Annotated in this window: 19 protein-coding genes; 13 read left to right on the top strand and 6 right to left on the bottom strand. The window is 60.4% G+C overall.

Going from position 1 to position 20,130, the window contains the following annotated elements; all coding sequences use genetic code 11:
- Positions 1-91: 91 nt before the first annotated feature.
- Positions 92-541: a transcriptional regulator NrdR gene (gene nrdR / locus G5306_RS18445; RefSeq protein ID WP_005338880.1), complete on the bottom strand. Its 450-nt coding sequence runs from the start codon at positions 539-541 to the stop codon at positions 92-94.
- A gap of 150 nt (positions 542-691) precedes the next feature.
- Complete coding sequence (glyA, locus tag G5306_RS18440; protein WP_005338884.1) at positions 692-1,945, bottom strand: serine hydroxymethyltransferase; 1,254 nt, start codon at positions 1,943-1,945, stop codon at positions 692-694.
- A 324-nt stretch (positions 1,946-2,269) separates the two neighbouring features.
- On the opposite strand from glyA, the gene G5306_RS18435 reads away from it, so the two are divergent.
- Positions 2,270-2,554, top strand: coding sequence for a hypothetical protein (locus G5306_RS18435; protein WP_421313411.1), 285 nt, complete (start codon positions 2,270-2,272; stop codon positions 2,552-2,554).
- A 51-nt stretch (positions 2,555-2,605) separates the two neighbouring features.
- Here the strand turns inward: G5306_RS18435 and torS are convergent, their stop codons facing one another.
- Positions 2,606-5,431, bottom strand: a complete 2,826-nt coding sequence (gene torS, locus G5306_RS18430) for a TMAO reductase system sensor histidine kinase/response regulator TorS (RefSeq protein ID WP_421313410.1) — start codon at positions 5,429-5,431, stop codon at positions 2,606-2,608.
- Positions 5,432-5,501: 70 nt separating this feature from the next.
- Between torS and torT the strand changes: the two genes are divergently transcribed.
- Entirely contained in the window at positions 5,502-6,548 is a 1,047-nt protein-coding gene (torT, locus tag G5306_RS18425; RefSeq protein WP_421313409.1) for a TMAO reductase system periplasmic protein TorT, read from the top strand.
- A gap of 37 nt (positions 6,549-6,585) precedes the next feature.
- Positions 6,586-6,990: a GFA family protein gene (locus G5306_RS18420; protein ID WP_421313407.1), complete on the top strand. Its 405-nt coding sequence runs from the start codon at positions 6,586-6,588 to the stop codon at positions 6,988-6,990.
- Between the two features lie 36 nt (positions 6,991-7,026).
- Here G5306_RS18420 and torR read toward each other — a convergent pair whose 3' ends face one another.
- On the bottom strand, positions 7,027-7,740 hold the full coding sequence (gene torR / locus G5306_RS18415; protein ID WP_042080622.1) for a two-component system response regulator TorR: 714 nt from the start codon (positions 7,738-7,740) through the stop codon (positions 7,027-7,029).
- Positions 7,741-7,885: 145 nt separating this feature from the next.
- Here torR and torC point away from each other — a divergent pair, with 145 nt between their 5' ends.
- The 6 genes from torC (at position 7,886) to G5306_RS18385 (ending at position 14,639) form a co-directional block, all read left to right on the top strand.
- Positions 7,886-9,052 carry a pentaheme c-type cytochrome TorC gene (gene torC / locus G5306_RS18410; RefSeq protein ID WP_421313405.1) on the top strand — a complete coding sequence of 389 codons (1,167 nt, stop codon included), beginning with the start codon at positions 7,886-7,888 and terminating at the stop codon, positions 9,050-9,052.
- 27 nt (positions 9,053-9,079) lie between these two features.
- Positions 9,080-11,572 (top strand): trimethylamine-N-oxide reductase TorA, encoded by a 2,493-nt coding sequence (torA, locus tag G5306_RS18405; protein ID WP_421313403.1) that lies wholly within the window; start codon positions 9,080-9,082, stop codon positions 11,570-11,572.
- Positions 11,573-11,671: 99 nt separating this feature from the next.
- Positions 11,672-12,340, top strand: a complete 669-nt coding sequence (gene torD, locus G5306_RS18400; protein ID WP_058057287.1) for a molecular chaperone TorD — start codon at positions 11,672-11,674, stop codon at positions 12,338-12,340.
- 7 nt (positions 12,341-12,347) lie between these two features.
- Positions 12,348-12,716, top strand: a complete 369-nt coding sequence (locus G5306_RS18395; RefSeq protein ID WP_227341296.1) for a hypothetical protein — start codon at positions 12,348-12,350, stop codon at positions 12,714-12,716.
- 170 nt (positions 12,717-12,886) lie between these two features.
- Positions 12,887-14,026 (top strand): hypothetical protein, encoded by a 1,140-nt coding sequence (locus tag G5306_RS18390; protein WP_421313401.1) that lies wholly within the window; start codon positions 12,887-12,889, stop codon positions 14,024-14,026.
- Entirely contained in the window at positions 14,016-14,639 is a 624-nt protein-coding gene (locus G5306_RS18385; RefSeq protein WP_421172939.1) for a hypothetical protein, read from the top strand. Before G5306_RS18390 ends, G5306_RS18385 begins: the two co-directional genes overlap by 11 nt.
- Here the strand turns inward: G5306_RS18385 and G5306_RS18380 are convergent.
- Together G5306_RS18380 and G5306_RS18375 are read right to left on the bottom strand one after the other, a co-directional pair.
- Positions 14,629-14,862 (bottom strand): hypothetical protein, encoded by a 234-nt coding sequence (locus G5306_RS18380; protein ID WP_216951968.1) that lies wholly within the window; start codon positions 14,860-14,862, stop codon positions 14,629-14,631. The two genes, G5306_RS18385 and G5306_RS18380, sit on opposite strands and share 11 nt — an antisense overlap.
- 277 nt (positions 14,863-15,139) lie before the next feature.
- Positions 15,140-15,418, bottom strand: a complete 279-nt coding sequence (locus tag G5306_RS18375) for a hypothetical protein (protein WP_216951969.1) — start codon at positions 15,416-15,418, stop codon at positions 15,140-15,142.
- A 169-nt stretch (positions 15,419-15,587) separates the two neighbouring features.
- Between G5306_RS18375 and acs the strand changes: the two genes are divergently transcribed.
- The 4 genes from acs to accC all read left to right on the top strand — a co-directional run bounded on the left by acs (position 15,588) and on the right by accC (position 20,120).
- Positions 15,588-17,534 carry an acetate--CoA ligase gene (gene acs, locus G5306_RS18370; protein WP_421313399.1) on the top strand — a complete coding sequence of 649 codons (1,947 nt, stop codon included), beginning with the start codon at positions 15,588-15,590 and terminating at the stop codon, positions 17,532-17,534.
- A gap of 288 nt (positions 17,535-17,822) precedes the next feature.
- Complete coding sequence (gene aroQ, locus G5306_RS18365; RefSeq protein WP_139743401.1) at positions 17,823-18,272, top strand: type II 3-dehydroquinate dehydratase; 450 nt, start codon at positions 17,823-17,825, stop codon at positions 18,270-18,272.
- A 36-nt stretch (positions 18,273-18,308) separates the two neighbouring features.
- A complete protein-coding gene (gene accB, locus G5306_RS18360) occupies positions 18,309-18,764 on the top strand; it encodes an acetyl-CoA carboxylase biotin carboxyl carrier protein (protein ID WP_216951971.1) in 456 nt (151 codons plus the stop codon).
- A 15-nt stretch (positions 18,765-18,779) separates the two neighbouring features.
- Positions 18,780-20,120, top strand: a complete 1,341-nt coding sequence (gene accC, locus G5306_RS18355; RefSeq protein WP_216951972.1) for an acetyl-CoA carboxylase biotin carboxylase subunit — start codon at positions 18,780-18,782, stop codon at positions 20,118-20,120.
- The last annotated feature ends 10 nt before the right edge of the window (positions 20,121-20,130 follow it).

Below are 20,130 nucleotides of genomic sequence, written 5' to 3'. Positions count from 1 at the left end.
TCCTTTGACAACACATCTCGGCTTTACGCAGTATCGTAGGTTCGATTAGCGCAGCGTAATCGGACGCGGCAACATGGGTGAGAATGGCGGTTTACTTCTCCAGCTTGGCAATCTCTTCGCCGAACTCGCGAATATCTTCGAAGCTGCGATAGACGGAGGCAAAGCGGATATAGGCCACCTTGTCCAGACTCTTGAGCTCATCCATCACCAGATTGCCTACCAGCTCGGAGGCGACTTCACGCTCGCCGGTGGCACGCAGGCGGGATTTGATATGGTTGACCGCCTTTTCGATGGCCTCCATGCTCACCGGCCGCTTCTCCAGCGCCCGCAGGATGCCGGCGCGCAGCTTGTCTTCATTGAACGGCTCGCGGGAACCGTTGGACTTGATGACGCGGGGCATCACCAGCTCGGCCATCTCGAAGGTGGTAAAACGCTCGTGACAGAGCAGACACTCACGACGGCGGCGCACCTGATGGCCTTCGGCCACCAGACGGGAATCGATCACCTTGGTATCAACCGCACTACAGAATGGGCAATGCATCGGACCTCCGGCGTTAATGGAACAGGGACCGGCCCGGCGGGCCAGGATCTAGGTCGGCCAGTGTAGCACGGCCATCCAAAACCGGTAAAAGCCAGAAAAAACAATGCCACCCGCAGGTGGCATTGGTCTCAAACCGGATGGTCTGACTTATCAGCCATAGACCGGGAAGCGGCGGCAGATATCCAGCACCTTCTCGCGTACGGTGGCCAGCACGGCATCGTTGTCGTGGTTGTCCAGTACGTCGCAGATCCAGTGGGTCAGCTCGATGGACTCGGCTTCCTTGAAACCGCGGCGGGTGATGGCCGGGGTACCGATCCGCACACCGGAGGTGACGAACGGGGAGCGCGGGTCATTGGGCACGGAGTTCTTGTTGACGGTGATGTTGGCTTTACCCAGCGCAGCGTCAGCATCCTTACCGGTCAGCTCGCGGCCGATCAGATCAACCAGCATCAGGTGGTTGTCGGTACCGCCGGAGACGATCTTGTAACCGCGCTCGATAAAGGTCGCAGCCATCGCCTTGGCGTTTTTCACGACCTGAGCCTGATAGGTCTTGAACTCCGGCTCCAGCGCCTCTTTGAAGGCAACGGCTTTACCGGCGATGACGTGCATCAGCGGGCCACCCTGGCCACCCGGGAAGACGGCAGAGTTGAGCTTCTTGTAGAGCTCCTCGTCGTCAGCGGCGGAGAGGATCAGACCACCGCGCGGACCGGCCAGGGTCTTGTGGGTGGTGGAGGTGACCACGTGAGCGTGGGGAACCGGGTTCGGGTAGACGCCAGCGGCAATCAGACCAGCCACGTGAGCCATGTCGACGAACAGGTAGGCACCGACCTTGTCGGCGATTTCGCGCATGCGGGCCCAGTCAACGATGCCGGAGTAGGCAGAGAAGCCGCCGATCATCATCTTCGGCTTGTGCTCGACAGCCTGACGTTCCATGTCGTCGTAGTCGATCTTGCCGGACTCATCGATACCGTAAGGCACGATGTTGTAAAGCTTGCCGGAGAAGTTGACCGGAGAGCCGTGGGTCAGGTGACCGCCGTGGGCCAGGTTCATGCCCAGTACGGTGTCGCCCGGCTGCAGCAGAGCCATGTAAACGGCGCTGTTGGCCTGGGAGCCGGAGTGCGGCTGCACGTTGGCGTAGGTGGCACCGAACAGCTCTTTGGCGCGCTCGATGGCCAGGGTTTCGACCACATCCACATACTCGCAACCACCGTAGTAACGCTTGGAGGGGTAACCTTCGGCGTACTTGTTGGTCAGCTGGGAGCCCTGGGCTTCCATGACACGGGGGCTGGTGTAGTTCTCAGACGCAATCAGCTCGATATGCTCTTCCTGACGACGGGTTTCGTCTGTGATGGCCTGCCACAATTGCGGATCATAATTGGCGATGGTCATGTCACGTTTCAACATCCGTTTCTCTCCTGAAAATCGTTTGCGCGTTAGGTGAAGTGGGCGCGGGCATTGTAACGTGAGCTGGATCAAAGAGACAGTCCAACCACCTAAAAAAATGTTGAATTTATGTTGTAAAAAGCAAGATGCCCTCCCCGTTCAATACCCTGGTCGCTCCGCCAAACGGCACATTTTTCATCTCGCGGCGGGCGGGCAAAACCCGAAGGGGATCACAACGCCCTCTTTATCCATCCTGTAACATATTCATTCGAAACAAATTTAATGATGATGGAGCTGATTGCAGCCATGCATCCGAGGGGCTGCACCTAACCGGAGGAGTTCAAGATGGACCATCTGCTGACATTCGTGATCCTGGCTGTCTTTTTTCTGTTCTACTGGGTCTACTACACCAGCCAACGCAAGCATGTCCCCACCACCTCGTGGGAGCAGCTCCCCACTAAAGCCGAATATCTGGCGGTCCACCCTGAATCAGTCGATGGCGACATCATCTTCTGTTATCACTGCGGCCACCACGAGTTGCTGGAGGTGGGCATGGTGCACCTGACCGATTTTCGCCGGGAATGGTTCTGTGCCAAGTGCAAGCAGGTGCTGTTTCGGGAGATCGAATAACGGCGCAGGGGCTGGCCACCCCCTCTGAACGTTGTACATCGCCAGCAGGGATCAGAACGGCGCATCCCTGTTGGCCGCCAGCCACTGCTGCAACCCGCTCACCGCCGCGTCAAATTGAGTCCCTATTGTCGCAGCCTCACCGCCCCCCGCCTCAAGAGCCGCACAGTGGCTGGCCAATTCGGTCAACCCCAGCGCCAGCGCACTCCCCTTGAGCTTGTGCGCCAGCTGACGTTGCTCACTTCCCTCCCCCTGAGCCAACTCATCCACCAACACCCGCCCTTGCGACTCAAACAGCGCGACCAGCTGGCGAATCCGCACCATGCCGAGCAGGGGCAGATCGGCATCCAGCACCGGATTGGCCCACTCGGGCTGGTTAGTCGAGGGCGCGGCTGCAGATAATTGCACCTGCGGCTCGATAGAGGCGCCCTCTTGCCGAAACAGCTGATCGATGGCGTTCGCCAGCACCGCCAGCCGCACCGGCTTGCCGACAAAATCGACAAACCCGGCGGCAAGGCAGTCGCGGATATCCTCTGGATACATCTGGGCCGAGATGGCGATGGCGGGCAGCGACCGCTCATGCATCTCCTCGCTGATGGCGGCCAGATCCTCGCGCAGGGTCATGCCGTCCATATCGGGCAGATTGATATCGAGCAGCGCCAGCTCGAAGGGACGCGCAGTCACCAGCGCCAGCGCACTGCGACCATCCTCCGCCAGAGTGACGCGATGACCGAGGCGGGTCAGCATGCCGTGCGCCACCAGCCGATTGATCTCGTTATCCTCCACCAGCAGGATGTCGCGGGATTGGCCAAGGTGCAGCGGCTGCGCCTCGGCGGGCAGCTGGGCACTCGAGCGCTGCAACGGCAGGCTGAAGCTGAATTCACACCCCTTGCCCGGTTCGCTGACAAGGATCAGCTCGCCCCCCATGGCGTCCACCAGCTTGCGGCTGATCGCCAGTCCCAACCCGGTGCCGCCCTGATGGCCCATATCGCGCTTGCGCTGGCGAAACGCCTCGAACACCGCCTCCTGCTCATCGGCCGGAATGCCGGGGCCGGTATCGCGCACCACAAACAGGATGCAGGGTTCGGCGCAAGGGCCTTGGCAGGCAAGAGGCGCCACCGTCAGGGTAATCTGGCCACGGGCGGTAAACTTGACCGCATTGCCGAGCAAGTTGCCGAGCACTTGCCGCAGCTTGCCCAGATCCCCCTCGACCACAGGCGCCAGCCCGGGCGCATATTCCAGCGCCAGAGTGACCCCCTTGGCCGCAGCCTTTGGCCGAAACAACGCGCTGAGCTCATCCACCAGCTGGAACAGGGGGAAGGGCTCACGGCGCGCCTCCACATGGCCCGCCTCGATCTTGGAGTAGTCGAGAATGTCGTTGAGGATCTCCAGCAGGGATTCGCCGCTGTGTTCGATGGCGGCCAGATAGCGCTGCTGGGTATCGCTCAGGTGGGTATCTTCCAGCAGCGTCAGGCCCCCGAGAATGCCGTTCATGGGGGTGCGGATCTCGTGACTCATGGTGGCGAGAAACACCGACTTGGCCCGGTTGGCCTGCTCGGCCTCGGCACGGGCCTGCCGCTGCTTCTCCACCTCCTCATTGAGCCGCTCGTTGGCGTGGCTGAGCTGGCCAGTGCGCTCCTCGACCCGCGACTCCAGCTCGCGCTGATAACGGCCCAGCTCAACCGCATTGTCACGAAACACCTGCAAGGCCCGGCCCAGCTCCGCCAGCTCATCGCGCCCGGTGCTGGCGATCGGCTCAAGGGGGGCCAGATCCCCGCGCGCCAACCGGCTCATCCCCGCCACCGCCCGTTGCAGCGGCCAGACGATCCGGCCGTAGACCATGCGCCACATCAGCAGCATCAGCAGTAGCAGGGTGAGCAGGCCAATGCCCATCAGCGCCTGCTCCAGCAGCCTGAGGCGCTGGCTTAACGCCTGCTGGCTCTGCCCCAGCGAATCGCGGGCACGGCTGACCAGCTCACCGACCTGCTGGTTGAGGCTGCTCATCAGGGCTTCGTTGGCATTGGCCAGCACCCGCAGCGCCTCCCCCTTGCCGAGCCAGTCGCTGCGCAGTTGCACCAGCTTGTCGCTCTGCGCCAGCACGGTCAGCGCCTGCTCCACCGCCTGCCGGCGAGCCGGATCGGTCACAGCCCCGGCCCGCAGTTGCAAGATGGCCAGCTCCCACTGCCCCTCTTGCAATAGCGTTTGCAACTGTTCCTGCCGTTCACTGCGCCACATCTCCTCGAGGCGCTGCTGCTGCATCAGGGTGCGATGGCGCAGCTCGGTCATCTGCTCCAGCCAGTCGAGGTCCTGCTCCAGCAGGCGGTCCAGCGTCCGGGCCGCCTGCGCACCTTGCTGTTGGTAGAGGGAACCCAACCCCGCCACCATCACGGTTTCGGCGTTCTCCATCTGGCTGCGCGCCAGCTCGGCGATCTGCCCGGCCGCCGCCACCAGACGGGCCCGCTGCGCCTCACCCTGCGCCATCAGGGTCAACCGCTCCCCCACCAGCCAGCCCTGCTGACCCAGATTGCCGATGATGCTCTGACTGAGCTGATCGAGGCTTGTTGAACCCTGCCCACGACCAAGTTGCGCCAGCACCTGCTGCAGCTGTTGTCCCTGCAGAGTGAGCAAGCGTCCCTGATGCTCCCGCTCCTGCTCACTGGTTGCGGTGGCCAGCAGCCGCGACGCGCTCTGGATCTCGCCGCTGAGGCGAGAGAGCGTGCGGGCCAGCTCCTGATCGGCCAGAGTCTGCTGCACTCCTTGCTCCAGCTGGCGCAGATGGCTAAGCCCCACCCAACCCAGCAGGGAGGCACTCAGTGTGAGTAATGCCATCAAGGAGAAAGCCAGCAGCAACTTGCCACCCAGGCCGGAAAAGATTCTCACGGGAAGTCCCTTGGTTGTGGTCGGCTTTGACCGGATAATATGGTCCAACACTTTAACAAAACCCCTGGCCATGCGAAGCGTCTATCTCTCCCCGTTGTTGCTCATGTGGTTGCTCACGCTGCCTCGCGCCGCCCTCGCCTTTGCGGTCGATATCTGGCCCGGCGGCGAATTCAGCGGCCAGCCGCTGCGCCAGCAGTGGCCGGAACCCGCTGCGGCAACCAAACCGCTGACCCTCTGTGCCCTCTACCCCCATCTGCGCGACGCCTACTGGCTTTCGGTCAATCAGGGCATGGTGGACGAGGCGAAGCGGCTGGGAGTCAAGTTGCAGATCCACGAAGCGGGGGGTTACGGAGCCCTCGCCGAGCAGCGCCAGCAGTTGCAGCGCTGCGTGCAGGAAGGGAGCGACGCCATCTTGCTCGGCGCGGTGAGCTATCAGGGCTTGCGCGAGGCCATCGAGGCCACGCCGCTGCCGCTCTTTGGTCTGGTCAACGATCTGCCCAGCGGTCTGGTGCAGGCCAAGGTGGGGGTCTCCTGGTACCAGATGGGCTGGCAAATCGGCCACTGGCTGGCGCAGCGTCACCCCGCTGGCAGCAAACCGGTCTCGGTTGCCCTCTTCCCCGGCCCGCAGGCGAGTGGCGGCAACAACTTCGTCGAGCCGGGCTTTGCCGACGCCATCAAGGGGAGCGCCATCAAGCTGGTCACCACCGAGCGCGGCGACAACAGCCGGGAAATCCAGCGCACGCTGGTGCAGCAGACGCTGGCCCGCTATCCCGACCTCGACTATCTGGTGGGGGGCGCCATCGCCGCCGAAGTGGCGGTCAACGAGCTTGCGCAGCGCCATCTCGACAGGCCCCAGGTGCTGAGCACCTACTTCAGCCACGGGGTACAGCGGGGCCTGCGCCGGGGCAAGATCCTCGCCGCCAACAGCGATCAGATGCGGCTGCAGGGGCGCCTTGCTGTCGCTCAGGCGGTCTGCCTGCTGCAACACCCTGATGCCAGTGCCGAACAGTGTCCGCGGGTGATGGGGCCACCCATTCTGACGCTGTCTGCGCCGCTGGCCGACCCCGCCGATTCCCTCTCGGATGGCGCTTTTCGTCCCGTCTATCGGGTCGAATAGCCGTTCCAAATCCGATCAGCCCACTCAAGGAGAAGAGATGAAAGAGTTACATGCCAGCTGCCTGTGCGGCGCCGTCGCCCTGACCCTGCCGGATCAGTTCGACTATATGGGAAACTGCCACTGCAGCGAATGCCGCAAGTTTTCAGGGGGAGATTACGCCTCGGTCGGCGGACTGGATGGCAACCAGGTCACCATAGTGAAGGGAGAAGAGGCCATCGGCCGCTACCGCAAATCGGCAGAGACCACCCTGGCCTTCTGTCGTCACTGTGGCTCCAGCCTGTTCAGCCAGAAGAGCAGCAGCGGCAAGATCAACCTGCGCCTCGGGGTACTGGACGATGTGCCGAGCCAGCGGCCCACGTTTCACATCTTTGTCGGCTCCAAGGCGCCTTGGCACCAAATTGGCGACGACTGCCCGCAATTTGATACCCGCCCGCCGGTCTGATACCCGGTCAAACAGGTCAAGGCCGCCGCAACGGGGTCAGGAGGCTATCTCGCCGGCAAACAGATAGCCTTCACCATGGACGGTGACAAACAGCTGGGGATCCCGCGGATCCGCTTCCATCTTGCCGCGCAGCCGCCGGATCAACACGTCTATGGTGCGATCGCTCGGGCCATCGCCGCGATGGCTGATAAGGGTCAGGATCCGCTCCCGACTGAGCACCCGCCCGGCATGGGCGACAAAGGCCACCAGCACTTCATATTCCGCCTTGGTCAGACGCACCGGCACTCCGTCCTTGCTGAGCTGGCGACGGGGGATGTCAAAACGCCAAGGGCCAAAGCGCACCGCATCGTCAGCCACCGCAGGCTCGCTCGGCGCGGCGGCCGCCAGCGAGATCCGCCACAGCAGATTCTTGACCCGCACCAGCAACTCCCGTAGCTCGAACGGCTTGGTGACATAGTCATCGGCCCCCATCTCGAGGCCGACAATCCGGTCCACCGCATCACTGCGGCCGGTGACCAGAATGATCCCCACCGTGCTGCGCGCCCGCAGTTCACGGGTCAGCAGCAGACCATCTTCTCCCGGCAGGTTGATATCCAGCATCACCAGATCGACCGTCTGTTCCGCCAGCACGGCGCGCATCTCCTGGCCGTTTTCGACCGCCGTCACCCGATAGCCCTCCCGCTCGAAATAGCCGGTCAGCTTCTCGCGGGTAACCGCATCATCTTCAACAACCAGAATGTGGTAGCTCATGGGCAGGGTTCACGATGGTCGACAAGGGAGGATTATTCTATTCACATTTTGTCATAAATACCCCTATTTCATTAATTTGTGGCGGCAGCTCTGTTCACAACGCCTCCCTATCATGGCTCCCATCAAAAAAGTGATGTGAGAGAGCATGATGAAAAAACTGTGGCACTTCCTGCGCACCCCCAGCCGTCGCTGGTCGGTACTGGCGCTGCTTCTGGTGGGCGTCGGCGTCACCCTCGCGGGCACCGTCGGCCTGCACTATGGCTTTGAGAAAACCAGCAGCCTCGAATTCTGTATCTCCTGCCACTCCATGAAAGACACCGTCTATCCGGAGTACAAGGAGTCCATCCACTTCAAGAATGCCTCAGGGGTACAGGCGGTCTGTACCGACTGTCATCAGCCGAAAGATTTCGTCGGCAAGGTGGCCCGCAAGATGGAGGCGGCCAACGACCTCTATCAGGAGTACATAGGCCACAGCATCGACACCCAGGAGAAGTTCGAGGACCGGCGCCTGCATCTGGCCGAGAAGGTGTGGGCGCGGATGAGCAGCCAGAACTCCAAGACCTGCAAGTCCTGCCACAGCTACGACAACATGGATCACGCCAAGCAGTCCCAGGCGGCAGCGCTGGCGATGAAAGATGCGGCGGCGAAGAACATGAACTGCATCGAGTGCCACAAAGGCATCGCCCACGAACTGCCCAACATGGCGGGCGGCTTCCGGGCCACTTACGCCACCCTGATCAACCACGCGCAAGAGGCGCCAGCCACCGAGACCCTCTACAACCTGGGTGAAAAAGATCTCTACGCCAGCGAACAGAGCAGCGACCCGGTCGGCAAACTGCTGCCCGCCTCCCGCATCGACGTCGTAGACCGCAGCGGCGATCGCCTCAAGGTAACCATCGAAGGGTGGCGCGAGAGCGATGGCAAGGGCCGGGTGCTGAGCGAATACATGGGCAAGCGGGTCTTCGTCGCCACCATCCGTGACGAACTGAAAGCGAGCGAGAAAGTGCTCAAACAGGAGACCGACAGCACCACCCATATCAAGTGGGAGAAGGTTCAGGTGCAGGCCTGGGTCGATGGCAAGGGCTTTGAGTCCTCGCTCAAGCCAATCTGGGATTACGCCGGCGAGATGTACAAATCCACCTGCAACTCCTGCCACGGCGCGCCGGATCCCGCTCACTTCACTGCCAACGGCTGGATTTCGGGACTCAAGGCGATGTCTGCCTACTATCGCCTGAGCAAGGAAGAGGAACGCACCCTGCTCAAATACCTGCAAAACCATGCCGCCGATACCGGTGGTCAGGGCAGCCACTAAGTCCGGATTCGAAAGAGGAATAACAAGATGATCAATATTTCCCGTCGTGGTTTTCTGGGTGGCTTGCTGGCCAGCGGTGCCTCTGCCCTGATCGGCCCCTCCCTGCTCGGTCGCGCCGTGATGGCCGCCGAGTCCGGCGAAAAACTGGTGCAGTCCGGCTCCCACTGGGGCGCCTTCCGTGCCCGGGTGGTCGATGGCCGCTGGGTCGAGACCCTGCCGTTCGAGCACGACAAGCACCCCACCGACATGCTCAAGGCCTTGAGTGAAGTGGTCTACAACCCCTCCCGCATCCGCTACCCCATGGTGCGGCTGGACTGGCTGCGCAAGGGGCACCAGTCCAACACCAGCGAACGCGGCCAGAACCGCTTCGTGCGGGTCACCTGGTCTCAGGCGCTCGATTTTTTCTATCACGAGCTGGAGCGGGTGCAGAAAACCTATGGCCCGAGCGCCCTCTATGCCGGCCACTCCGGCTGGCAGTCAGTGGGCAAGCTGCACTCTGCTGGCGCCATGTTGGGGCGTGCCATGAACCTGCACGGCACCTATCTGGCCAAGGCCGGTGACTACTCCACCGGTGCCGCCCAGGTGATCCTGCCCCACGTGGCGGGCGCCATGGAGGTGTACGAGCAGCAGACCTCCTGGCCGCTGGTGCTGGAACACAGCAAGACCATCGTTATCTGGGGCTCAGATCCCATCAAGAACCTGCAGGTGGGCTGGCTGGTGCCGGATCACAGCGTCTACGACTACTGGGCGCAGCTGAAAGAGAAGGTGGCCAAGGGCGAGATCCGGGTGATCAGTGTCGATCCGGTCAAATCCAAGACCCAGAAGTACCTCAATTGCGATCAGGTGACCCTGAATCCGCAAACCGACGTGCCGCTAATGCTGGGTATCGCCCACACCCTCTACAGCGAGAAGCGCCACGACGAGAAGTTCCTGAAAGACTACACCACCGGTTTTGACAAGTTCCTGCCCTACCTGCTGGGCACCAGCGATGGTCAGGTGAAGGACGCAGAGTGGGCCGCCGCCATCTGTGGCGTACCAGCCGAAACCATCCGCGAGCTGGCCCGCACCATGAGCAGCGGCCGTACCCAGCTTATCGGCGGCTGGTGTGTACAGCGCATGCACCACGGCGAACAGTACGCCTGGATGCTGGTGGTACTGGCCTCGATGATTGGCCAGATCGGCCTGCCGGGGGGCGGTTACGGCTTTGGCTGGCACTACAACGGGGCGGGCACCATCACCTCCAGCGGCCCTATCATGTCAGGTTTCAGCTCGGTCATTCCCGGCGTTAAACCACTCCATGACGGCGACTGGAAGGGCTACTCCAAATACATTCCGGTGGCCCGCTTCGTCGACTGCATCCTCAATCCGGGCAAGCAGATCGCCTTCAACGGCCAGACCATCACCTACCCCCACATGAAGATGGCGGTGTTCTGCGGCAACAACCCGTTCCACCACCAGCAGGATCGCAACAAGATGGTCGCGGCCTGGCGCAAGCTGGAAACCGTGGTCAGCATCGATCACCAGTGGACCGCCAGCTGCCGCTTCGCCGATATCGTGCTGCCCGCCACCACCACCTATGAGCGGGATGACATCGAGCAGTGGGGCTCCCACTCCAACGCGGGCATTCTGGCCATGTACAAGGTGGTAGAGCCGCTGTTCGAGGCGCGCGATGACTACGACATCTTCGCCGATCTTTGCCGTCGCTTCGGTCGTGAGGCCGAGTTCACCGGCGGCAAGAGCAAGCTGGAGTGGATCCAGAGCATCTATGACGACGCCCGCCTGCAGGGTCGCGGCATCGGCATTCGTCTGCCCCGTTTCAGCCAGTTCTGGCACGGCGAGGGCTTCGTCACCTTCCCGGCGGGCCAACCCTGGGTGCGCCACGAGTCGTTCCGTCAGGAGCCGGATCTGGAACCCCTCGGTACACCGTCCGGCCTTATCGAGATCTACTCCAAGACCATCGCCGACTACGGCTATGGGGATTGCCCGGGCCACCCGGTCTGGATTGAACCCTACGAGCGCTCCCACGGCGGGCCGGGCAGCAAACAGTACCCGCTGCACCTGCAATCCTGCCACCCGGACAAGCGGCTGCACAGCCAGCTCTGCTCCTCCGACAACTACCGCGCCACCTACACGGTGCAGGGGCGCGAGCCTGTCTACATGAATCCGCAGGACGCCAAATCCCGCGGCCTCAAGGACGGCGATCTGGTACGGGTGTTCAACGGACGCGGTCAGGTATTGGCCGGGCTGGTGGTGAGCGATGATTACGCTCCCGGCGTGGTGCGCATTCAGGAAGGAGCCTGGTATGGTCCGCAAGAGGGTGGCAAGGTGGGCACTCTCTGTACCTACGGCGATCCCAACGTGCTGACCGCCGACATCGGCTCCTCCAGCCTGGCGCAGGCCACCACGGCCCACACCGCGCTGGTGGAGATCGAGAAATTCCGCGGACAGGCACCTGCTGTCACCGCCTTCGGCGCGCCTGAATCGGCCAAGGGCATCGACCCCATGTTCCCGGCACTCTGACCACGGAGGGACGAAAACGCCCCCTTGAGTTTCCTTTATTTTTAAAGTCGTTAGAATCGGGAGCCATCAAGGCTCCCGATTGCCATCCACGGAGGAAAAATGCAGGAATTTATGGCTACCAGCGAACGCCGGGCCGAACTCTACTGGTGGTTCTCCACCCTGTTCGCCGCCGAACTCAGTGATGAGCAGATCGCCGAATATGACACCTATGATGTGCGAAGCTTCCTGAAAAGCCTCTCCACCCTGGATCCGATGCGCGAAGCCGTGGCCGAGCTCAACGATGCCATCGCCCGCCTGCTGGTGCGCCCGGATCGCCAGCTGGAACTGGCCGCCGACTTCGCCGGCCTGTTTCTGGTGGATCCCAAACAGGGCGCCCTGCCCTACGAATCGCTCTACCGCGGCGAGGCCAAGCTGCTGATGCAGGCCCCGATGGCCGAGATGCAGGCCCGCCTCGATCGCCTTGGTATCAATGTCAGCGACAAATACAAAGAGCCTGCGGATCATCTGGCCATCGAGCTGGATCTGATGGGCAATCTCATCATCCGTGCGGCGGAAGCCAAGAGTGCAGCCGAGCGGGAACGCTGGCTCGACGAGCAGGAAGCACTGCTGCACGGTCATCTGCTGGGCTGGTTTGACAAGTTCGAAAGCGCCTGTCGCGCCGCCGACCGGTTTGGCTTCTACGGCGCCAGTGCCCGTCTGCTGGGGGTCTTCCTCAAGATGGATGCCAACTACCTCTCTCTGGTCAAACCGGCACCGTCTGCCGACTGAGGCCGCGATGAAGACAGCCCTGCTTCTGATTGCATGCTGGCTGCTGGCCCTGATCCCGCTGGATCAGGGCATTACTCCCCTGATCGCGCTGCTGTTCAACCCGGATCGCGAGCTCTACGGCACCGCCCAGCTCACCGGCTTTGCCGGCATCCTGCTCACCCTCTACCTTGCCAATCTCGGCGTCGAGGTGGTGTTGCGCCGCCGCTTCCAGATTGCCGGCATGCTGGCGCTGCTGGCCGCCTGGATCGACTTCATCAACAGCAGTGGCAGCGAGTCGCACTTCCTGCTGCTCTATCTGCTCGCCCTCCCCTTCCATCTGCTCGGCTGGCTGGTATTTGTGCGCGGTATTCAAGCATTTGGCCGAGAGAAAGGCTAAAAAACAGCCAATAATATTGCAAATCATGACAGCCAGGTCAGGCACTTCCCAGCGATTACAAGCACATCGGTACAGCACCCCGTAATATTTGCTTACATTCAGCTCCCGTTCAGTTTTACAAAAGCCGATATAGTGCCGCTCCTTTCGCCACACTACACAGGAGCAATCGTATGCCTCCCCAGGATGCGCGCATCACAGGCCTCGATCTGTTGCGCGGGCTTGTCATCTTCATGGCCGTTTTTGAGCACTACACCGGTTACCTCAACTACTGGTACATCGATTTCTTCAATCGGGAACATGCCTTGTGGGACAGCTTCTATGTATCACACAAGGCAATGGCGGGACACCTGCTCCCCATGGATCAGCTGACAGCACACGCATCAGCCTGGTTAATCCCCTGGGTCAGCCAGATCTACCTGGCCTTGGCCGCATTCAACCTGAGCCGCCGCGATCAGGCCAGCTTCAAGCCGCAGCTGGGCAGCAAGCTGGCCCTGTTTACCAGCATCATACTGATGCTCTATGTCGAAGGGTTGGTCATCGCCCCCAACTTCGGCGAGGCCATCTCATTCTACCCGGTCATGCTCTGGATGTGCCTGCTGGCGCTCTTCTCCATGGTGTATGCCTGGTTCGGCATCCGCGGCATGCTCCTGCTGACCCTTCTAAGCCTGCTACTGGATCAACTCGGCGTACAGGATCTGCTCGGCCATATCGACAGCTGGATGAAGCTGCACGTTCACCCCGACTATGAGCTGGATGCCCGTCTCGACCTCTTCATGGCCAGTGGCTGTTTCGGCTTTCTCTATGGCTGGTGCTGGCATCAGCGCCCACAATGGCGAGATCGCCTCAACCGTCTGGTACTGACGCTGTCGCTGGTGGCGCTGGCCATCTATCTCATGTTCGGCGAGACAAGCACGGTCGAGCTCAACGACATCTACGCCAACGAACACGAACTGGCGCTGGACATGATCGGCCGAGCCGGGATCTGGGGTATGGAGTTTCTGGTGATCGGTACCGTGCTCTGGCTACACCAACACAATATCCGTCTCTGCTGGCGACCACTCAACTGGATCGGCATGTACTCGCTGACCGTCTTCATCTTCCACAAGAGCATCTTCGTGCACCTGTGGGGCCCCTTGCTACTGTGGTGGACCGCCCGTCAGGGCACCATACTGCCCAACAGCTTTGGCCTTATCATGTTGCTCTGCACCGCCAGCGTACTGCTGATTTATGCTTTCCAGCGCTCCGGCATCATCTGTCATCTGATGGGAATGCATCAGGATCGGGACTGGGCGCGGCTATATGGCAAATAAGTATTGGCTGTCGCTGCTAATACTGGTAACGCTACCATTGCAAGCAAAGGAGTTGTTACTCGGCAGCAGCTGGCAACTGGACAGTAACCAGGCCAGTAGTAACGCAACCCAGCACAGCCAACTCTGGTGGGGTTATGAACGGGAGACCCAGGTTGGGCTCCTTTTCACTAACGGAAGCAGTGCCGGGCTGGCACTACCTCTCTATGAAAAGAGTTTTATCGCCTTGGGAGTCGGATCCATGCCAGTGGTTGATAGTACCCGTTTCAGTGCTATGTGGCGCCTGGGATGGCAGCTGGATGATGACCATCAATTGACGTTGTCCCAGCTCGTCGACCTCACTGGCCGTTATGGCCAGCTCTGGTACATGGAGCACAGCCTGCCGCTGCCGGCCGGGCTCTCCCTCAACCTCTGGCTGACCCGGGGCAGTCAGGCCCACATGGCTGCTTATGATGCTCATGAAGGTTGGCGAGACTGGGGGCTAACCCTGGAGCACAGCTGGGCTTGGCAAAAGTGGCAACTCGACGCAGAAGCGGGTGCCAAGCAGTGGCTCATACAGGGTTGCGATTGGCAACCAGTCGTGAACCTGACCCTGAGCTATCGCTTCAGCTGGTAACACTCACACCACAGGCAACTTCCACGTTTACCAGCGCCCACCTATCTTGGGTCCAGCCAAATGAAAACGCACAGACAGTCAAACCCATCGCATCATTAGGCTCTACAATGCAACTGCTTCCTGCAATCAGGGGGATATCCTGTTGCTGCGCACTCCAGGTTTCCTGACCAAATGGCAACATGCCAACCATGTTGCCAAATTCCATTACAACAGAGTCAATCATCGTCAGCCCTCTTTGCCAGCAAGCCGCACAGCTCAAGCACTAACGCTCTGATCGCGCATGATAAACATCCCCTGTTAGCGACATAACGCTCTCTCGGGATGTCAAAAGGACCACGGTAGCAAGGGCTTGCAACTCAGGCTGAACATCTGTGCCCAGAAGCCCTTAACAGGGGAAAAAGGGATTATCTATTGGTACGCAACGTCAGGTCGACTGCGTTCATCAAAGGATGATGATGTCATTGGTGCCGCAGGGGAAAATCCCCTGGCGATAGATATGACTATCTGCCAAACGTCAGGGTGGGAACACCACCATCATCCCGCTCATTGAGCATGCGTGTGAGCGGTGAGTCGCCAGAGTAACGGGATCCAGGCTCACTGAGGGAAAATTTGGCCCCCGGTTTTTTTGCCTGCCATGCGTTGCCAAGCTGATCGGCAACCCGATCCCGCACGGTCTGTGACGGCTCCTGATGCGTAATCGCAAACTCTTTGGGGGGCTTGTCTGCCAGTACAGGCACATCAAACTGCCAGAGGGATGCACAGAGCAATAGAGAGAACATAACTACCTCCATCCATCAAAGTCCTCCTTTTTACCCACTCACCACCTGAGTGTCACCCATTACCCTGTAACCAAATGTTGCTGTCTATCCAAAAGTCTAATTGCCCCCATCAGCCAAAGGTATAAGTTGTTACTTAATTATTAAAAGTATGTATTCAAAGGAGTGAGTGATGAGCGAGAGCAAGGTCTACCCGGTCAAACCCCACATCAGCAGCAATGCACTGCTCGACAAGGGCGACTACGCCGCCATGTATCAGGCCTCCATCGAGGATCCCGATACCTTCTGGGGAGAGCAGGGAAAAATTCTCGACTGGATGAAACCCTATAGCAAGGTCAAAAACACCTCCTACGATCCGGGCCATGTCTCCATCAAATGGTTTGAAGATGGCCAGCTCAACGTCTCGGCCAACTGTCTCGATCGCCATCTCGCCGAACGGGGTGACAAGGTCGCCATCATCTGGGAAGGGGACAATCCTGCCGAAGATCGCAAACTCACCTACCGCGAGTTGCACAGCGAAGTGTGCAAGTTTGCCAACGTATTGAAAGCACAAGGGGTTCACCGCGGCGATGTGGTCTGCCTCTATATGCCCATGGTGCCCGAAGCCGCCATCGCCATGCTGGCCTGTACCCGCATCGGCGCGGTACACAGCATCGTATTCGGCGGCTTCTCGCCGGAAGCGCTGGCTGGCCGCATCATCGACTCGGGCTCGCGCATCGTGATCACCGCCGACGAGGGTCTGCGCGGTGGCCGTCCGGTGCCGCTCAAGAAGAATGTGGATGAAGCGCTCACCAACCCGGAAACCCAGGTCAACAAGGTGATCGTGCTCAAGCGCACCGGCGGCAATGTCGCCTGGCACAACCACCGCGACATCTGGTGGCATGAAGCGACCGCCGCCGTCAGCAGCGACTGCCCGCCCGAGGCGATGAACGCCGAAGATCCGCTCTTTATCCTCTATACCTCCGGCTCCACCGGCAAACCCAAAGGGGTGCTGCACACTACCGGTGGCTATCTGGTCTACGCCACCCTCACCTTCAAATATGTGTTCGACTACCACGAAGAGGATATCTACTGGTGTACCGCCGATGTGGGCTGGGTCACTGGTCACTCCTATCTGGTCTACGGGCCGCTCGCCAACGGTGCCACCACCATCATGTTCGAAGGGGTGCCCAACTACCCGGCCACCAACCGCATGAGTCAGGTGGTGGACAAGCACCAGGTCACCATCCTCTATACCGCCCCCACCGCCATCCGCGCCCTGATGGCCAAGGGTAACGAAGCGGTCACCGGCACGTCGCGCCAGAGCCTGCGCATCATGGGCTCGGTAGGTGAGCCCATCAACCCGGAAGCATGGGAGTGGTACTACCGCACCATTGGCGATGAGCGCTGCCCCATCGTCGATACCTGGTGGCAGACCGAGACCGGCGGCATCCTGATTAGCCCGCTGCCCGGCGTTACCGACCTGAAACCGGGCTCTGCTACCCGTCCCTTCTTCGGGGTGCAACCGGCGCTGGTGGACAACATGGGCGAACCGCTGGAGGGGGCCACCGAGGGTAACCTGGTGATCACCGACTCCTGGCCGGGCCAGATGCGCACCGTATTCGGCGATCACGAGCGCTTCGAGCAGACCTACTTCTCCACCTTCCCGGGCCGCTACTTCACCGGCGACGGTGCCCGTCGCGACGAGGACGGCTACTACTGGATCACCGGTCGGGTGGATGATGTACTGAACGTCTCCGGCCACCGCATGGGTACCGCCGAAATTGAATCGGCGCTGGTGGCCCATCCCAAGATCGCTGAAGCGGCGGTGGTGGGGGTGCCCCACGAGATCAAGGGTCAGGGTATCTATGCCTATGTCACCCTGATCGCCGGGGAAGAGCCAAGCCGCGAGCTGCATAAAGAGGTGAAGGAGTGGGTGCGCAAGGAGATTGGCGCCATCGCCACGCCAGATGTCATTCACTGGGCGGAGGGGCTGCCGAAGACCCGTTCCGGCAAGATCATGCGCCGCATCTTGCGCAAGATCGCCACCGGCGAGACCGACAGCCTGGGGGATATCTCCACCCTGGCGGATCCGGGGGTAGTAGACAAACTCATCCGCGAGAAGTCGGAAGCAGCCTGATCCCGCTTCGTTTGTTGCTCAACAAAGCCGGCCCTGTGCCGGCTTTGCTGTTTCTACAGCGGTACAAACGGCCTGAGCGGCTGAAACTGGGCGCACAGGGAGGTGACGCTCAATAAATAGCCAGATGTAGAGATTAGACCAGTAAAATGCTGCTAATTTTCACGAAATCAATATAATTGCGAAATCTGTGTGCCAGGGCACACCGATTTGCGCAGAAAATGGCTAGATTTCAGGTAGTCCACAAGATAGCTGACAGATAGCAGCATGATCATCGAGGATGCACTCAATATGTCGCAACATCGCCGAATTCTCCTGCTCAACGGTCCAAACCTGAATCTGCTGGGCAAACGGGAACCGGGTATCTACGGCAGCAAGACGCTCGATGAGATCGTCGCCGATCTGAAGCTCAACGCCAGCGAACTCGGTGTCACTCTGGAACATCTGCAATCCAACGCCGAACATGAGTTGGTCAGCCGCATCCATCAGGCCATGGGTCAGGTGGATTTCATCATCATCAATCCGGCCGCCTTCACCCACACCAGCGTCGCCATCCGCGATGCGCTGCTGGGTGTCGCCATCCCCTTTATCGAGGTTCACCTGTCAAACGTTCATGCCAGGGAGCCGTTTCGTCATCACTCCTATCTGTCTGATGTCGCCAAAGGGGTCATTTGTGGTCTGGGGGCCGATGGCTATCAATTCGCTTTAACCGCGGCCGTGCGCCATCTGCACGCGGCTTGATAATCACTGATCAGATAAAGAAGAAAGAGAATGCTAATGGATATCCGCAAAATCAAGAAGCTGATTGAACTGGTTGAAGAGTCCGGCATCGCCGAACTGGAGATCTCCGAAGGTGAAGAGTCCGTTCGCATCAGCCGCAACTTCGCAGGCCAGGTCACTGCCGCACCGCAGATGATCATGCAGCAAGCAGCCGCTCCGGTTGCCGCTCCAGCCGCCGCCCCGGTTGCCGCTGCGCCGGCCGCAGATGCCGCACCGAGCGGTCACCTGATGCGCTCTCCCATGGTTGGCTCCTTCTACCGCTCCTCCAGCCCGGAAGCCAAGCCGTTCGTGGAAGTGGGTCAGCAAGTCAATGTCGGCGATACCCTGTGCATCGTCGAAGCCATGAAAATGATGAACCAAATCGAGTCTGACAAGGCCGGTGTGATCAAAGCGATCCTGGTTGAAAATGGTCAGGCCGTCGAATTTGACGAGCCGCTGTTCATCATCGAATAAGGGAAATCGCCACCCATGTTGGACAAAGTAGTCATCGCCAACCGCGGTGAAATTGCCCTGCGGATCCTGCGCGCCTGCAAAGAGCTCGGGATCAAGACAGTGGCAGTTCACTCCACCGCCGACCGGGAGCTCAAACATGTGCTGCTGGCCGACGAATCCATCTGTATCGGCAAACCAGCCAGTACCGACTCCTACCTCAACGTTCCGGCCATCATCGCCGCCGCCGAGGTGACCGGTGCCGTGGCCATCCACCCGGGTTACGGCTTCCTTTCCGAGAACGCCGATTTTGCCGAAGTGGTCGAAAAATCCGGCTTCATCTTCATCGGCCCGCGCGCCGAGACCATCCGCCTGATGGGTGACAAAGTCTCCGCCATCGAAGCGATGAAGAAGGCAGGCGTACCGTGTGTACCGGGCTCTGACGGTCCGGTGGACAACGACACCAAGCGCAATGCCGCTATTGCCAAGCGCATCGGCTATCCGGTGATCATCAAGGCTGCCGGTGGCGGCGGTGGTCGTGGCATGCGCGTGGTACGCAGCGAGGCCGAGCTAGCCTCCGCCATTGCCCTAACCAAATCCGAAGCAGGCCAGTTCTTCAAGAACGACATGGTCTACATGGAGAAGTACCTGGAAAACCCGCGCCACATTGAAATTCAGGTGTTGGCAGACGGCCAGGGCAACGCCCTCTATCTGGGCGAGCGTGACTGCTCCATGCAGCGTCGCCACCAGAAAGTGGTGGAAGAGGCGCCGGCACCCGGCATCACCGCCGAAATGCGCAAGTTCATCGGCGAGCGCTGTGTGCGCGCCTGTATCGAGATCGGCTACCGCGGTGCGGGTACTTTCGAGTTCCTGTACGAGAACGGCGAGTTCTATTTCATCGAAATGAACACCCGTATCCAGGTTGAGCATCCGGTCACCGAGATGGTCACCGGTATCGATCTGATCAAGGAGCAGCTGCGCATCGCCGCCGGTCAGCCCCTGTCGATCACCCAGCAGGATATCCGCATCCGTGGCCATGCCATCGAGTGCCGGATCAACGCCGAAGATCCGGCCACCTTCATGCCCTCTCCGGGTCTGGTGCAGCGCTTTCACGCGCCGGGTGGTCTGGGCGTGCGTTGGGACTCCCACATTTATGCCGGTTACAAGGTACCTCCCCACTACGATTCGATGATCGGCAAGCTGATCTGCTACGGCGAGAATCGTGACATTGCCATCGCCCGCATGCGCCATGCACTGGACGAGCTGGTGGTGGAAGGGATCAAGACCAACGTACCGCTGCAAAAAGAGATCATGAAAGACGAAAACTTCCAGCACGGTGGCACTAATATCCACTACCTGCACAAGAAGTTAGGTCTGTAAGGATCGCTGA

This window comes from Aeromonas sp. 603404, assembly GCF_049171775.1.
Classification (GTDB): domain Bacteria; phylum Pseudomonadota; class Gammaproteobacteria; order Enterobacterales; family Aeromonadaceae; genus Aeromonas; species Aeromonas veronii_A.
Note: the sequence above shows the minus strand (reverse complement) of the source record. Positions and strands in the feature narration are given on the sequence as shown.